The organism is Marinimicrobium locisalis, assembly GCF_039822625.1.
In the GTDB taxonomy this organism is placed as follows: domain Bacteria; phylum Pseudomonadota; class Gammaproteobacteria; order Pseudomonadales; family Cellvibrionaceae; genus Marinimicrobium; species Marinimicrobium locisalis.
Genome location: NZ_JBDLLG010000005.1, coordinates 42,495 through 57,544, shown reverse-complemented (window position 1 = coordinate 57,544; position 15,050 = coordinate 42,495). Strand labels below are relative to the sequence as shown.

Genomic DNA, 15,050 nt, shown 5'->3' with positions numbered 1-15,050 from the left:
GACCCCGCCCACATCAACCCCCAAAGGGAGTCGAGAATGAGAGGAAAACCGCAAAAAAGCCGTCAAACCCGGGCCCTGTGGCAGGCCCTCCTGACGGGAGCGACCTTGCTTACGCTCGCCCTGCCGACGGTGGCAGAGCCTTCAGCTTCGGGTGAAGAGCCCTCAGCGGCGGGTAAAGAGCCCTCAGCGGCGAGTAAGGAGCCTTCAGCGGCAGGGAATGAGCCCTCAGCGGCGGGTAAGGAGCCCTCAGCGGCAGGCAAAAAGCCTTCCCTTGAGCGCCAGTGGGAAACCGAAGGCCTGCGTGTGCCCGAGTCCGTCCTCTACCATGAGGCGGACGGGGAACCGTACCTGTTGGTTTCGGAAATCGATGGCGAAGGCGCCAAGGCCGACGGGAAAGGAGGCATTGCCAAGCTGTCCGTCAGTGGCGAAATCCTGGACCAAGATTGGGTAAGAGGTCTGAATGCCCCCAAAGGCATGGCAGTTTTCCGCGACACTCTGTACGTGGCCGACCTGGATGAAGTTGTTGCCATTAGCCTTAAAACCGGCCAGGTTGACGCCCGCATGCCGGTGGAAGGAGCGGTCTTTCTGAATGATGTGGCCGTTGACCGCTCGGGCAAGGTTTATGTGTCCGATACCCGGACCGGCAAGGTTCATCAGATTGATCGTGAGGGTGAGGTAACCCTCTTCCTTGAGGGGCTTGAAGATCCCAATGGCCTGTACGCCGAGGGTAAAACGCTGTATGTCGGAGCGGGCAAGACGCTGCTTAAAGTTACCCCCAATGGCAAGCAGCACACCGTGGCCACCGGCTTTGAAGCCGGCATTGATGGGGTTGAGAAAATCGGCACCGATGAGTTTCTCGTCACTTGCTGGGTGGGGCTGGTTTACCACGTCAACAAGGGTGACGTTAACCGCCTGATGGATACCCGCGACCCGAGAATGAATACCGCCGATCTCGGTTGGAACCCCGATGACGGTGTCGCCTATATCCCGACGTTCTTCACCAACTCCGTGATTGCCTATCGCTGGCGCTGAGTGAGGTATGCCCCCGGACTTGATCGACAGCCATTGTCATTTCGATTTCGAGGCTTTTGATGAAGACCGAAGCGACATCTGGTCCCGATGTCGATCGCTGGGGATTCGACAGCTGCTGATTCCCGGCACCGAGCCTCGCCAATGGGAGCGGGCCCGGGCACTTTGCGAGACCACAGCCGGCTGGTATTTCGCCGCCGGCGTTCACCCTTGGTGGCAGCATAAAGTTCGGGAGGACGAGTGGCTTGACCCATGCCGCCGGGCTCTGGCGACCTCCCGCTGCGTGGCGGTGGGGGAGTGCGGTTTGGATAAGTTTACTGATACCCCCATGGCAGAGCAGGAAAAGCTGCTTGAGCAGCACCTGCAGCTTGCCTCCGAGCGGCGGCTCCCCATTGTCCTCCACTGCGTTAAGGCCCACAACGAGTTGATTCGGTGGCTGAAGCGCTACCCGCTGGAGCGCGGTGGCGTTATCCACGCTTTCAGCGGCAGTGCAGACATCGCCGAGACCTATTCGCAAATGGGGTTTCGATTGGGCATTGGCGGTACCATCACTTACGAGCGGGCGAAGAAAACCCGTGAGGCGGTTAGTCGGGTGCGCCTTGAGGCACTTCTGCTGGAAACGGATGCGCCCGACATGCCCCTGTGCGGCCGGCAGGGGGAGCGAAACAGCCCCGAATATCTGCCCGAGGTCGCCCGCGTGCTCGCCGAGCTCCGGGGCCTAAGCCTTGCGGAACTGGCCGCCGCTACCGGCGAGAACACCCGGTTACTTTTTGGGCTTGAGCACTGAGCGGTCCTGTAGATATCGTTCCACGGCTTGGGCCGCAGCCGCAAAGCCGAAGCTCCCGGTTACCATCAAGACCGACCCCAGACCCCCGCCGCAGTCGAGTTTGACGCCGCTGTCCGGGTCCCGGTTGCCTTTGTCCCCCGTGCACACACTGCCGTCGAGTTGAGGGAAGTGCATCTGCTCGTTGGAGTAAATGGCATCGACTCGAAAGCGCCGCTTGGCATCTTTGCGAAATCCATAATGCCGATAGAGTAAATTGCGAACCTTGCGCAGCATGGGGTCATAGGCCGTTTGCGCCAGGTCATGGCAGACAATTTGTTTCGGGTCCCGCTTGCCGCCGGAGGAACCCACGGTAACCAGGCGCATTTTCCGGCGACTGCAGTAGGCGACCAAGTGTGCCTTAATGTGAGCAGCATCAATGGCATCAATAACAACATCATGCCGTGGACCGATCAGCGCCTCCACATTGTCGCTGGTCAGGAACGTCTCCTCGCTGTGAATGGTCAGCTCTGGGTTAATGGCCCTGAGCCGGTCGCTGACCACCTGATTTTTCGAGGCGCCAATATAGCCCTCCAGGGCATGCAGCTGCCGGTTAGTGTTGGTGACACAAACGCCATCGAGCTCAATCAATGTCAGAGTGCCGATGCCGGTGCGAGCCAAGGCCTCCGCAGCCCAGCTCCCAACGCCTCCCAAACCCACCACCGCGATGTGAGCCCCGGCCAGGTGCTCAAGCGCGGCCTCTCCGTAGAGCCGGCCCAAGGCTCCAAAGCGTTGTCGGTAACCACTACTTAATTCGGGGGTGTCGGTGCTGGCAGTCGATTTCATAAGTCTCCGATGAATGAAAAGAGTACGGGCGCCTTTGACGCCATTTTAAAGGATTTGTCACACTTCGGCTAAAAATTGTTCTAAAGGGGTTGAGATATATAAAAACCTATGCAAATATTAAAACGCTGGATTCTAATATAAGCTTGGTGTGGTAATGCCTCCGGGTGTTGGGCACCGCAAAAGCGACCGGCGATAACCATAAGTGATGATAGTTTGAGTGAGAGAGAGGAATGGGAGAAATGAGCACATCATGTGTCATTCTGTCTGCCAATGGAGATGCTTTGCCAAGAAAAAAGTGCTCTATTGCGTCCCCCTGAGTGTGCCTGCTTCCAAGGTGCCTTTGTAAATCTTGCGCGTTGGCTTATCTGTGTTGGTTCGCAGAGGCTATCCATTGTCGCTGTGGTGATGCCCGTTCTAGTTCCGTCGATTCTGAATAGGACGGCGGTTGCCCGTCGCTGAGCTTATGTTCTTTCCTGTTTTAACAGGGGGAAGCTGATGACAGTGGTGAGAGATTGATAATAACCGTAAAGAGATAATAACTCAGGAGGCATCATGTCCTACATGAAAAAACGCATTGGTCGCCGGTTCTTGGCCAACACTTCAATGACCGCTCTGGCTATGGCGATTGCAGGTGCGGCTCAGGCTCAAACATCAACCAACGGCGAACCCGCAATGGAGGAAGTCGTGGTCACGGGGTTTCGCCAGAGCCTGGAACGTGCGCTTGATATCAAACGTGACTCTGCCAATAACGTCGAAAGTATCGTTGCCGAAGACATGGGCAAAATGCCCGACTTGAACCTCGCCGAATCCCTCCAGCGGGTGCCCGGCGTGGCGATCACCCGCGAAGGGGGGGAAGGCCGCAGTATTACCGTGCGTGGTTTGGGGCCAGACTTTACCCGCAGTACCCTCAACGGCATGGAAGTGCCCGGTGGCGCCGGCGGTTTGGACTCCTCCGGGGGCGTGAACCGCGGCCGTTCCATGGACTTCAATATTTTTGCCTCCGAACTGTTTAATCGTATTGATATTCACAAGTCCACTACCGCTTCAGTAGAAGAGGGCGGCCTGGCCAGCACGGTGGAACTGCATACCGCCAAACCTTTTGATAATCCGGGGCTGAACCTCAGCGCCAGCGCACAGATGACTGTCGACAATGTGGCCGGTGAGGAGGATCCGCGTTTCTCGGCCCTGGTCAGCAACACCTTCATGGACGAGACCTTCGGCGCCTTGTTCTCCATCGCCCAATCGACCCGCACCGTGCGACAGGAAGGTTTCGGCACCGTGCGCTGGACGTCGCCCTTTGCCAACGGCGATCGCGGATGGGCCGATACCACCGGGACCGAGGTGACCGGCACGGCCAACCCGGCGGCCAACCACTCTGAATATACATCCGGGGATGAACCCCTGGATTACATGTGGCACCCCCGCTTGCCGCGAATGGATTACTTCGGCAACACTCAAGATCGCACCGGTGCGACCGCCTCGTTTCAGTTCCGCCCCAACGATCGGCTGGAAATGAGTCTGGATCTGGTGGGCTCCAAGCTGGAAAACGATCGCGAGTCCTACAACTATTTTGCGCAGTTCCGTAACCTTCAGGACACGATTACCCCCGAAAGCGTAACGTTGGACCCAAGTGGCCGCTACATGGTCGCGGGTAGCTTCAGCAACGTGCAGCCGCGCTCTGAAAGCCGTGGGCAGTTTTCGGAAACCGACTTTCTTCAAACCGTGTTCAGCGCGGACTATGACTTGTCGGACCAGACAACGCTGAGCGTTGTATTGGGGAATGCCTCCTCCAAGCATGACGAGGAGCAGTACCGGTTTAACCTGACGGCGACTGATGCGTCCACCTTCTCATTCGACTTCGGCCCGAATGCCAATATCGCCGAGATGAGTTACGGTTTTGATATCATGGACCATAATAACTACGAATTTACCGGCCCGGTAATTCGCAAAGATGTGGTCGATCGTGATAACAACACCTTCAGTGTGGATTTGGTCACCCATCAGGGCGGCGCCACGTTCAAAACCGGCTTTATCTACAATGACCGGGAGGTGGACTCACTGCGTTATGATCCCACCGAGGGCACCCTTACGCCGCCTTCTGATACTTCAGATTCCCTCACTACCAATATCCGTGAATTGGGAGTGGATGATTTCGCCACAGGGCTGGACGCGCCCGACGGCTTCCCCACCAACTGGTTGGTGGCCAATTTTGACAACACCATCGAAGCCTACAATGCGGGGCAGTTCACTGCGGCTCCGCTTGACTCTTCTTCCTGGAATGTTCAGGAAGAAACCATGGGTGTCTACGGTGAGTTGGATTTTGAGACCGACGTCTTCAGTCGTCCTCTGCGAGTCAATACCGGCCTTCGACTCGCCCGTACTTTTATGACCTCGGAAGGTGTGGCTGAGAACCCCGTTACCGGTGAAATTTCCCCGCTGACCGGGGAAAACAACTACACCGACGTTCTACCCTCGACCAACATCGTTTGGGAGCTCGAGGAAGACCTGCTGCTTCGAGCCAATATCTCTCGGAACATGACCCGCCCCGGCTTGGGCAGTCTCTCGCCCACCGTCACTAACGTGACGCCACGTAATGGTAACATCGGTCGGGGCAATCCGGAGTTGGATCCCATTCGTGCCAACGCCGTGGATTTGGGCGTGGAGTGGTACTTCGGGGACCAAGGGTTGCTGGCACTGACCGTCTTCCATAAAGACATCGAGAGCTTCATCGCCGGTGACGAAGTGGAAGGCGCCTTGTCCTCGGAGCTGCGTCAGGTTGTAGCGAGCTACCCTGAGTATGATCCCGACTCTCCGCTTTACGACCCCAGCGTGGTGCCTGTTGATGGAAGCGATTGGTTCGTGTCGCAGCCGGTCAACGGTGACGGCGCCCAGCTGGATGGTTTCGAGCTGGCCTATCAGCAAACCTTCACCTTCCTGCCTGCACCCTTCAACAACATGGGCACCATTGCCAACTACACCTATGTGGAGTCGGAGGCCCGCTTTGATGATGTGGTCAGCACACTGCCGGGGCTGTCCGAGAGCAGCTACAATTTTACGCTGTACTACGAAACCGACCGCTTCGGTGTTCGGGGCTCGTGGAACAGTCGGGATGATTACATCACCAGTCCCAACGGCAGCAACGGCAACGCGCAGCACGCGACGACCGGGCCGACTCGCCTGGACATGTCCGCTTTCTATAACATCACTGACGATCTGAAAGTGACCCTGGAAGGCATCAACATGACCAACGAGGCCGAGCGGCTTTATACGACCGGTCCGCAGGGTGATCTGAATCTGGTGCGTGAATACAACACCACCGGACGCGAGGTTTACCTGGGGCTGCGTTACACTTACTAGCTCCGGTTTTCGCCTTAGAGTGAGCCCGGTTTGATCCACTGAGACGCCACCTTTATCGGGTGGCGTTTTTTTTTGAGCGGCCCCTGGACAGACATAAAAAAACCGGCCCGGGGGAGTGGGCCGGTCAACTTGCTGGCGCAAGTGGGTGGAGTGAAGTCTGAATTAGAACTCTAGGCGAACGCCCACCTTAACGGTGTCCAGGTCCGTATCTTCCACGCCCTCCAGATCTTCGATTTCGGTGTCGATCTGGTAGCGGCTGTATTCAATGATCATGCTCAGGTGGGAGCTTAGCTCTACGTCCGTGCCCGCGGCGAAGAAAGGATCATCGCCATCGGCTTCGGCGCTGCCGAAGGGAGTGTCAATGCTGGCGTCCCAGAAGAATTGGCCGCCCTTGGCATACAGGCCCCAAGTATCAGACAGCGGTACGCGTCCGATCAGAGCCATGCCATAGCCTTCGGCTTCGGCCGTGGCCAAGTCGCCGCCATACTCACCAAAATAGGTGCCGCTGGCTTCAAGGCCGAGATAGGGATTAAAGAAACCACCGAAAGAGACTTCGATTAGATCCTTTTCATCGTCGAATTCGCCGCCGCTGGCTTTAAAGCCACCATAGCTGCCGCCTATGTAAACGTGGGCGTCATCGTCCGAAGATTGTGCCAGAACCGCTCCAGATGTAAGAGTCAGCAAGCCGGCAAAACCGTAAACAATTGATTGTTTCATGCGATGGTTCCTCTTTGGTTGTTACGAAAATTTTTGCGCCGTTAACGACGCAAACATGGTCCCTATGATTATTCGTTAAAAGGAAGGCGGAGTCGAGGGTGACTTCCGTGCCCCCTCGCTCCGAGCACCCTAAGGTTCCAGTGGGTGCAGTCGCTTTATCCCTCGTACTCCGATTGCGACACGGTTCCATCTCCATTGGCGTCCATGGATTCGAAGCGGCTGTCGCTAACGCCGGCGTTGCGAGCTTCGTCCTTATCGATGCTGCCATCACCGTTCTGGTCGATAACAGAAAAGGCGGAGCTATCGTTGGTACCGCTCTCGTAGGTAGACTCGGTTTCAGTACCGGTCTCGGTATCAGTCTCGCTGTCGTCGCCCCAATCTTGAGCTACAGCGGACAGAGAACCCAGAGAAAACAGAGCAGTGGCCGTCAACGCGTAAATAGTCTTCATGTTCATAATGTCACCTCATCGTTCCTGTTGATGTGTTGCCAGCGTTTTATTGCGCTGGCACCGAGGATAATGCGAAGGCTGTGCCACAATATAAAAATCCATAAATATCAGTGATTTACGTATTTTTGGTGTCAGGCGTACCGATCTCGGAGGGGCTGTAGTGTTGCTAAATTGCGACGGGGTTTACCCCTCAAGCCGCTCAAGCCCGCTAAAATGGCGGGTTTAGGGTGTCGCTAAAGAGCAACAGTTTGAAGGTTGTTTGGAAAAGGCGTTGAATCAGGCCATGGTGAAGAGGAGTTCCCCCATGCCCCACAAGCCCAAAGGGTTATCGCTGTCCCAGCAGTGGCTACTGATTGCCATGGTTACTCTGGTGCCGGTTTTTGCGATGGTCGCTTACGCGTCTTGGTCGCTCTATCAACAACTACAACTACAGCGCGAATTAGTGAGCCGTTCGGACACGCTTCAGGCCCGTCACGGCGAGCTTAACGAAGAGACACGCGACCTCGAACGTTTTGCCCGGCAATACCGTTTATTGCGCGACGATACGTTTCTCGAACCTTACGCGGAAAAATATCAAACAATTCTTGTTGGGGTCGGGGAGCTGAGAGATTTTTTACGCCGCGAGAGTCGCGCTCAGGGCGGCCCTGTTGCTGAAGCGCAACACCAAGAACTGGCGGCTACTTTGACGGCGTTAAGTGCCGCGCTCGCGGAGCTTGAACCCGTCGTACTGGAGCGTTCTGATGAGGAGTCCTTTACCTCGGCGCTTCAGGAGTTGGGTCAGACCCGGGGGCAACTAGGTTCGGCTGTCTCCGACTATAGTGAAGCGCTTCAAAGTCGTGGCGAATTGGCGCTGCAGGATATTTTAGAGAGGCTGTTCCTGTTGGGGGTGATAAGCCTGCCGTTGACGCTGGCGCTGATGGCGCTGGGCTTTTTGCAAATGATTCGGCCGATTCGCCGGCTTTCCTGGGCCATTCGCAATCTCGGCCACGGAGACTGGAACACACCCATTGCCGTGACCGGCCCGCGGGACTTCCAAGCGTTGGGCGAGCGGTTGGAATGGATGCGGGATCAGCTGCGCGCCGCGGACCATCAAAAACAGGCTTTTCTTCGACATGTTTCCCACGAACTTAAAACGCCACTCTCGGCAATCGTTGAGGCCGGGTCCTTGTTGAAAGATGAAGTGCCCGGCCCCATAAATGCAAAGCAGGAGTCTGTGGTGCGCATACTGCTGGAAAATTCCCACAGTCTTCAGGAACTTATTCAGCAATTATTGAACTACAACGTAACGACCCACAATGTTGGTTTACGACGCCAGCCCGTGGTGATGTCTGAATTGTGCTCCAAACTGACCGGCCGGCTGGATCAACAGAATTGGCGCCACCGAGTTATCTGGGAGTGCCGGGGGCAGCCCGACACACTGGAAACCGACCCACAACTATTAGAGATGATACTATCCAACCTGCTCTCCAACGCCTACCACTACTCCCCCGACGAGGGACGCGTGACTGTATGCTGGGGAATCGAGGGCGCCGATGCCTGGATTTCCGTGGCGGATGAGGGGCCGGGCATTGAGGTGGCCGAACAGGAAAAGATTTTTCAGCCCTTTGTGCAGGGGCATGTGCGGCGGCACGGTTCGGTGCACGGGAGCGGCGTCGGACTGGCTATTGTGAAAGAGTCGGTCGTTCGGCTGGGAGGAGACGTTCGAATCGAATCCCGAGCCGGCCAGGGCAGTCGTTTCCTCTTACGCTTTCCAATGACCCCATTAGCTGATCAGGAGAATGTCGCATGACACGAATGGGTACTCTGGGCGTATTGCTGCTGTCCCTGGTGGGGTGCACGCTAATACAAAACGATCGCCAGTCACAGGCGCCATCCGAGGTAAACAGTCCTTTGGATTGCCCCGTAGTGCTTCAGCGGCGGTCTGAACCGAAGGTCGAGCCCGCAAACACCGCTAACGCGCTGTTGGGGTTCCGTCGTGTGCAGTGCGCCCGCCCCAAGGAAGAACGTGATGCGTTAATTCAAGACTATCTCGAACAATCCTCCCGGCAGGCGGTGATGCGAACGCTTATGCTGGCCTCCTGTGCGCCGGACCAAACTCCAGGGCTCTTGGCCAACGCGCTGGTTCAGGCCCGGGACATGGAGCCGCATGCGAAGGATGTGGCCGCCTTGCTGGATTTGCTGGCCGCCCAAGCGGAGTCCTACGCTTTACTTGAGCGGCGGCTACACTCGACGCAAAAAAAACTGGACGATATGATTCAAGGCATTCGCGCGATCGAGGCCGAGATGGGTGAGGCCTCCGATGGCGCGGACACCTCCGGCCAAAGGGGAGCCCAGCCATGACGCAAACCCAGCCTGATAAGGACACCGAAAAAGCCCCGCTGATTCTGCTGGTGGATGATGACCCGGGCATACTGCAGTTGTTGAGCATGCGGCTTAATGCCTATGGTTATCGGGTTCACACAGCGGCCAGTGGCGCCGATGCCATTGCGAGCCTGGAGCAGGAATCCGCCGCCGCCGTGATCACCGACCTGCGCATGGAGCCGATGGATGGCATGACGCTGTTTTATCACCTGCAGCAACACTGGCCCAACCTCCCGGTGATTATGCTCACCGCCCACGGTTCGATCCGCGAAGCGGTGGATGCCACTCAACAGGGCCTGTTTTCCTTTCTTACCAAGCCGGTGGACAACCGCGAACTGCGTCAGGTGCTGGAGCAGGCGATTGAACTGGGAGGCACCGGGCCCGTGCCCGACGCCCAGTGGTCCGATGCCATCGTCACCCGCAGCGAGAGCATGTTTAAATGCCTGGAGCAGGCCCGACGGCTGGCCCGTAGCGACATCAATGTGTTGATCGGTGGGGACAGCGGTACGGGTAAAGAGCTGTTGGCTCAAGCGGTACACAAGGCCAGCCGACGGGCCGATGCGCCCTTCATTGCTGTGAACTGCGGCGCCATTCCCGCGGACCTGTTGGAGTCGGAGTTGTTTGGCCACACCAAGGGGGCCTTTACCGGCGCCACTCAGGACCGGGAAGGCCTGTTCATCGCGGCCGATGGCGGCACGCTCTTTCTCGATGAAATCGGAGATATGCCCATTGGCCTGCAGGTAAAGTTGCTGCGGGTGCTGCAAGAGCGCAAAGTCAGGCCGCTGGGCTCCACGGCGGATCAACCGATCGACGTTCGGGTGCTGTCCGCCACCCACCGGGATCTGGACGAAGCCATTGCCGAGCAGACCTTCCGGGAGGACCTTTACTACCGACTCAACGTCGCCCAATTGGCGTTGCCACCGCTGCGCGAGCGCAAAGAAGACATCCCCCTACTTAGCCACCACTTCCTGCAGGCCATTGCCAAGCGGACCGGTGATTCAGTTCGTCAGCTTTCACCGGGGGGGCAGCGGTTGCTGCTGCAGTACGATTGGCCCGGCAACATTCGCCAACTGAGCAACGTGATTGAACAGCTGGTGGCGCTGGCCCCCACCACGGTCATTCCTGAGACGCTGGTGGCGGAAGTGCTGCCCCAACAGGAAGAGCCGGTACTGATGCCTCTTAAGGAAGCCAAAAAGCAGTTTGAGCGGGACTACGTGGTGCGACTGCTGCGAATGACCAGCGGCAACATTACCGAAGCCGCTCGATTGTCCGGCCGCAACCGCTCTGACTTTCACAAAATCATGAAGCGTCACGACCTGGAAAGCGACCGCTTCCGGCCGGTTACCTAACAGCCACTTTTAGAAGAGCGCGGTGCCCGTGCCGCGCGCTTTGCCAGGCTCTTGTTAATCACGCCCCCGGTGGCATGGAAACCACCGCGCGCAGCCCGTATAATTTCCGCTCGATTCTCGACTCGCCGATCCGGAGCCCCCATGGCTGAGCGCCCCTTTGAGACAGATGACTACCTCGGTATCTTTCTTCGGGATACCCCGATGATCGATACCCGGGCGCCGGTGGAGTTCGCCAAGGGCGCTTTCCCCGGGGCGGTCAACCTGCCGCTGATGACCGATGACGAACGCGCCCGGGTGGGGACGTGCTATAAAGAGCAGGGCCAGACCGCAGCGATTGAGCTGGGGCACGAGCTGGTCCAGGGCCCCGTTAAGCAGGCGCGCGTGGAAGCCTGGCTGGAGTTTGCCCGGGCCCACCCCGATGGCCTGCTGTACTGTTTTCGTGGAGGTTTGCGCTCCCAAATTTGCCAGCAGTGGCTTGGGGAAGCGGGTTGTGACTACCCTCGCATCGTCGGCGGCTACAAGGCTATGCGCTGGTTCCTTCTGGAACAAATGGAGCAGCTGTGCCACGCTCAACCGCTGGTCATCCTGGCCGGGCGCACCGGGGTCGCCAAAACCGACTTCCTTTGGCGTTGGCCCCAGAGTATCGACCTTGAAGGGCGCGCCAACCATCGGGGCAGTGCCTTTGGTCGGCGGGTAGGAGGCCAACCGAGCCAAATTGATTTTGAAAACGCCATCGCGGTGGATCTGCTGCGATGCCACCACCGCCGGACCGAGCAGCCGGTGCTGGTGGAGGATGAAAGCCACCTGATCGGACGCTGCGTACTGCCGCAGCCGCTGAAAGAGGCCATGGCACGCGCGCCCATCGTGGTACTGGAAACCTCCCTACCGGCCCGGGTGGAACATACCTATACTAATTATATTCTGCGCAAGCTGGCCGAGTGGCAGGCCCACGAGGGCGAAGAGCGGGGCTTTGAGCGGTTTGCGGAGGACCTGCGCCTGTCCCTGGGGCGGATTCGAAAACGTCTGGGGGGGGCTCGCTACGCCGAAATGAACCGCCTGCTCGAACAGGCGTTGGCCGCACACGAGCGGGGGGAGGCGCAGCTCCACCGCAGCTGGATTCGGGCTTTGCTCGAAGAGTACTACGACCCTATGTATCGCTATCAACTGGAGAGAAAGGCCGATCGGGTTCGCTTTCGCGGCGATGCTCAAGCCGTGGCGGACTATCTGCAAACGCAGATGGGCTTGAGGCTCTGACCTCGGCCCGTCTTTCACCAGCCACCGAGCCGGTACAGCGGTACTGGCGCGACACCAAGCGCCGACAATCTTCGACTTTCCTGGAGTGGCCAGCTAGGATAAGGTTGTCGGACAAATGAACAGGGGAAGACTGAATGAGTCGGGGCTCCGATACCATCAAGAAAGCAGACGGCCGAACAACCTTTGGGTTGGAAAAAGCGCTGGCGGTGTTGGTTGTGCTCACCGTGGTGGCGGTGGTGGCCGAGCGGCCCATACTGGAGACCACTCTTACCCTGGATGCCAGTGATGCTGCCTTGGCGGTTTACGACGACTCGGTCTCGGGGGGAAGTAGCGAGTCTGAGATTCTGGATCCCACAGCGATGAGCTGGCGCTGTAACCTGAGGAAGCAAGCACAGTACAGTTTTTGCGGCTTTGAGATGATTTTTGACCCCCATCGGCGGCAAAGAGGGCTGGATTTATCCCGCTATGACCAGATTCACCTATGGCTGGATTACGAAGGGCCCACTGAAACCATTCGCGTCTATTTGCGCAATTATGACCCGGCTTACAGCGTGCCGAACAAAAACGACAGCACCAAATACAACCAAGTGGAGTTCAGTCGGGAACGTGTGAAAGGCGATGGCCCTACTTCCTTTTCCATGAAGGACTTTTTTGTGGCCAACTGGTGGTTTCAACACAACCGGTTGCCACCGGAACTCACCCATCCCCAATTTGACAATATCGTGGTCCTAGAAGTCCAGACCGGCCAGGCGCCGGTAGCGGGGGAACACCGTTTCAGCCTGTCAAAGGTGAAATTTGTCGGACAGCTCGTGTCCTCCGAACAGTGGTATTTCGGCATTATGGCCACCTGGGTGCTAGTGGCATTGGGCTTTCTGGCGGCCCGAATCTGGCGGCTCAAACAGGAGGTAACGCTTAAAAGCCGGCGGGAGCGGGAGCTGCTGGAAGTGAACCGCTTGCTGGACCGCCGGGGGCGCTCGTTGGAGGAACGGGCGAGAAAAGACCCCCTGACCGGCGCCTTTAACCGGGAAGGGGTGGAAGCGGCTATAAAAGAGGGGTTGCTGGCGTTTCGTCGCCACGGCGAGCCGTTGTCGTTGATATTTCTGGATGTGGATCACTTTAAAGTGGTGAACGACAACCACGGCCACGGCGTGGGGGACCAGATTCTCTCGGGGCTCACCAGCGCGGTGCAAGAAAACATTCGTGCCAGTGACGGCTTTGCTCGCTGGGGCGGGGAAGAGTTCGCGCTGGTGTGCCCCAATACCGGCCGGGCGGAGGCGACCAATCTTGCAGAGAAGCTGCGGGCACTGGTGGAAGGCGAGCGGTTCGGTACGCCGGCACCGATCACCGTCAGTTTCGGCGTGGCGACCCTGAGGGAGGGCGAGGGCGTTGAGCAACTGTTTTATCGGGCGGATGAGGCCCTCTACCTCGCCAAGGAGTTGGGCCGCAACCGGGTTGAGGTGGCCGACTAAAGGGGCGGACTCAACGTCATAAATACCCCGCCCGGGGGATTGTCGGTAGAGCGTGGGTATGCGATTATATGGAAATGCTTCTCATTTAGTTGTTCCCCTATAATCGCCCCATTGACGGGCCGCTCAACCGACGAGGACACCCCATGACATTCAAACGCCCCCTGATGATGTTACCCCTGCTGGCCGCACTGGCCTGCTCCGTTCAAGCGGAGGACAGGCTGGAGCACTACCAGGGTAAGCCGGCGGATACGCTGGAGCAGGCCGTAGCCAACTTTACCGAAGGCAACCGTGAGCTGCGTAAACTGCTGGAAGGCGAGGTGACCAGCGCCGACCTGGCCCGCGTGCACGAGTTGAGTTACACCCTGGAAAATGCCCTGGGTAAGATGAACAAAGAAATGAAAGTGCTCGCGGTGCTGCTTGAGCAGGTCCACCTGGCCTCGGAGACGGCCAAGACAGAAACCGTTCAGGGCAGCGGCCGAGCTTACTTCGAGATTGCGGAGACATTGCAACTGGGAGAGGGCGAGCAATAGCGCCCGGGTGGTAAAACCCCGGCGGGCACCCGCCCTTCAAGCAATAAAAAAAGCCGGCCCCTATGGGCCGGCTTTTTCGTTGGGGGCCGCTTTTAACGAACCCGGCGCCGAACGCGGAATAGGGCGAAAAGGCCCGTCACGAATAAGAACAGCGAGGTCGGCTCCGGTACGCTGGCCTTGGTGACGGTCAGCAGGTTTTGAGAGTCGCTGTTCTGTAAGTAATGAAAATCGTACAGGCCGGTCTGCAAACTGGTGTCCGTCAGGCTGTTAAGCCAGTTCTGGGCGGTGGTTCTTGCCCCGCCAAAACCGCTTGTTTCAAAGTGGTGGTGGTACAGATTGAGCGCGTTACCAGAGTACTCTTCAACGACCTCCCACAGAGCCAGCTGGAAGGCCGCGCTTGATTGCACACTCGTTTGTGCCTCGTCGTAGTAGTTAGAGAACAACCGATCGATATAGGTGGCTTCCGTGGTGCTAAACGCTCCCAGCCCTTGGCTTACATCGTAGGTTCTGGGGCTCTTTAGCGTGGTGTCGATTTGCACGCAGAAGGCACTCAAGCCCTCATCCCACTGGGCAATGCCGGTACTGTTCTCGGATGAGGAGAAATCAAATTCGCCAGCGTAGACGTGCGAGCCGCTCCAGCCCTCGTAGATCGTTCCGGTTGGGGCGCCTTCGCTCGAGAGGTTGTTCTGGTAAGTCAGTTTGATGGAGGCGGCTTGAGTGGCCGCCGCAGCCAGGGTCAATAGACCGGCTGTCATGGCCAAACGCAATACTTGGATGGTTTTCATAGCAACTCCCGTGCAGTTTTTTGGGCAGTTTGGGATCGGTTTAAGGCGTCACCCGCTCCCTGGGCTCGGTGCACCCTGTGCATCCACCATTTTCTTCACGCCGTGGCGTTCTGCACAAACTGTTCCACAAAACTAAAACCA

General features: G+C 57.8%; 13 protein-coding genes. 9 read left to right on the top strand and 4 right to left on the bottom strand.

Features of this window, described 5'->3' with window-relative positions; genetic code table 11:
• The first annotated feature begins 36 nt into the window (after positions 1–36).
• Both AAE514_RS04895 and AAE514_RS04890 read left to right on the top strand, forming a co-directional pair.
• The gene (locus tag AAE514_RS04895; protein WP_347330397.1) at positions 37–1,032 is read left to right on the top strand and encodes an SMP-30/gluconolactonase/LRE family protein; all 996 of its coding nucleotides are present in this window, start codon (positions 37–39) and stop codon (positions 1,030–1,032) included.
• Positions 1,033–1,039: 7 nt separating this feature from the next.
• Positions 1,040–1,816, top strand: a complete 777-nt coding sequence (locus AAE514_RS04890) for a TatD family hydrolase (RefSeq protein ID WP_347330396.1) — start codon at positions 1,040–1,042, stop codon at positions 1,814–1,816.
• Here AAE514_RS04890 and AAE514_RS04885 read toward each other — a convergent pair.
• Entirely contained in the window at positions 1,793–2,638 is an 846-nt protein-coding gene (locus tag AAE514_RS04885; protein ID WP_347330395.1) for a tRNA threonylcarbamoyladenosine dehydratase, read from the bottom strand. The two genes, AAE514_RS04890 and AAE514_RS04885, sit on opposite strands and share 24 nt — an antisense overlap.
• Positions 2,639–3,190: 552 nt before the next feature.
• On the opposite strand from AAE514_RS04885, the gene AAE514_RS04880 reads away from it, so the two are divergent.
• On the top strand, positions 3,191–5,995 hold the full coding sequence (locus AAE514_RS04880) for a TonB-dependent receptor (protein ID WP_347330394.1): 2,805 nt from the start codon (positions 3,191–3,193) through the stop codon (positions 5,993–5,995).
• Positions 5,996–6,157: 162 nt separating this feature from the next.
• On the opposite strand, the gene AAE514_RS04875 is transcribed toward AAE514_RS04880, so the two are convergent.
• Positions 6,158–6,712 (bottom strand): porin family protein, encoded by a 555-nt coding sequence (locus AAE514_RS04875; protein ID WP_347330393.1) that lies wholly within the window; start codon positions 6,710–6,712, stop codon positions 6,158–6,160.
• A gap of 155 nt (positions 6,713–6,867) precedes the next feature.
• Positions 6,868–7,167 carry an EF-hand domain-containing protein gene (locus tag AAE514_RS04870; protein ID WP_347330392.1) on the bottom strand — a complete coding sequence of 100 codons (300 nt, stop codon included), beginning with the start codon at positions 7,165–7,167 and terminating at the stop codon, positions 6,868–6,870.
• A gap of 298 nt (positions 7,168–7,465) precedes the next feature.
• Between AAE514_RS04870 and AAE514_RS04865 the strand changes: the two genes are divergently transcribed.
• The 6 genes from AAE514_RS04865 (at position 7,466) to AAE514_RS04840 (ending at position 14,124) form a co-directional block, all read left to right on the top strand.
• On the top strand, positions 7,466–8,950 hold the full coding sequence (locus tag AAE514_RS04865; protein ID WP_347330391.1) for a sensor histidine kinase: 1,485 nt from the start codon (positions 7,466–7,468) through the stop codon (positions 8,948–8,950).
• A complete protein-coding gene (locus AAE514_RS04860) occupies positions 8,947–9,501 on the top strand; it encodes a hypothetical protein (protein WP_347330390.1) in 555 nt (184 codons plus the stop codon). The genes AAE514_RS04865 and AAE514_RS04860 overlap by 4 nt, the downstream gene beginning before the upstream one ends.
• On the top strand, positions 9,498–10,871 hold the full coding sequence (locus tag AAE514_RS04855) for a sigma 54-interacting transcriptional regulator (RefSeq protein WP_347330389.1): 1,374 nt from the start codon (positions 9,498–9,500) through the stop codon (positions 10,869–10,871). The genes AAE514_RS04860 and AAE514_RS04855 overlap by 4 nt, the downstream gene beginning before the upstream one ends.
• Before the next feature lie 141 nt (positions 10,872–11,012).
• Complete coding sequence (gene mnmH / locus AAE514_RS04850; RefSeq protein WP_347330388.1) at positions 11,013–12,125, top strand: tRNA 2-selenouridine(34) synthase MnmH; 1,113 nt, start codon at positions 11,013–11,015, stop codon at positions 12,123–12,125.
• A gap of 134 nt (positions 12,126–12,259) precedes the next feature.
• Complete coding sequence (locus tag AAE514_RS04845) at positions 12,260–13,594, top strand: GGDEF domain-containing protein (protein ID WP_347330387.1); 1,335 nt, start codon at positions 12,260–12,262, stop codon at positions 13,592–13,594.
• 143 nt (positions 13,595–13,737) lie between these two features.
• Positions 13,738–14,124: a DUF6746 family protein gene (locus AAE514_RS04840; protein WP_347330386.1), complete on the top strand. Its 387-nt coding sequence runs from the start codon at positions 13,738–13,740 to the stop codon at positions 14,122–14,124.
• A 92-nt stretch (positions 14,125–14,216) separates the two neighbouring features.
• On the opposite strand, the gene AAE514_RS04835 is transcribed toward AAE514_RS04840, so the two are convergent.
• Positions 14,217–14,909, bottom strand: coding sequence for a PEP-CTERM sorting domain-containing protein (locus tag AAE514_RS04835; RefSeq protein ID WP_347330385.1), 693 nt, complete (start codon positions 14,907–14,909; stop codon positions 14,217–14,219).
• Positions 14,910–15,050 lie beyond the last annotated feature (141 nt).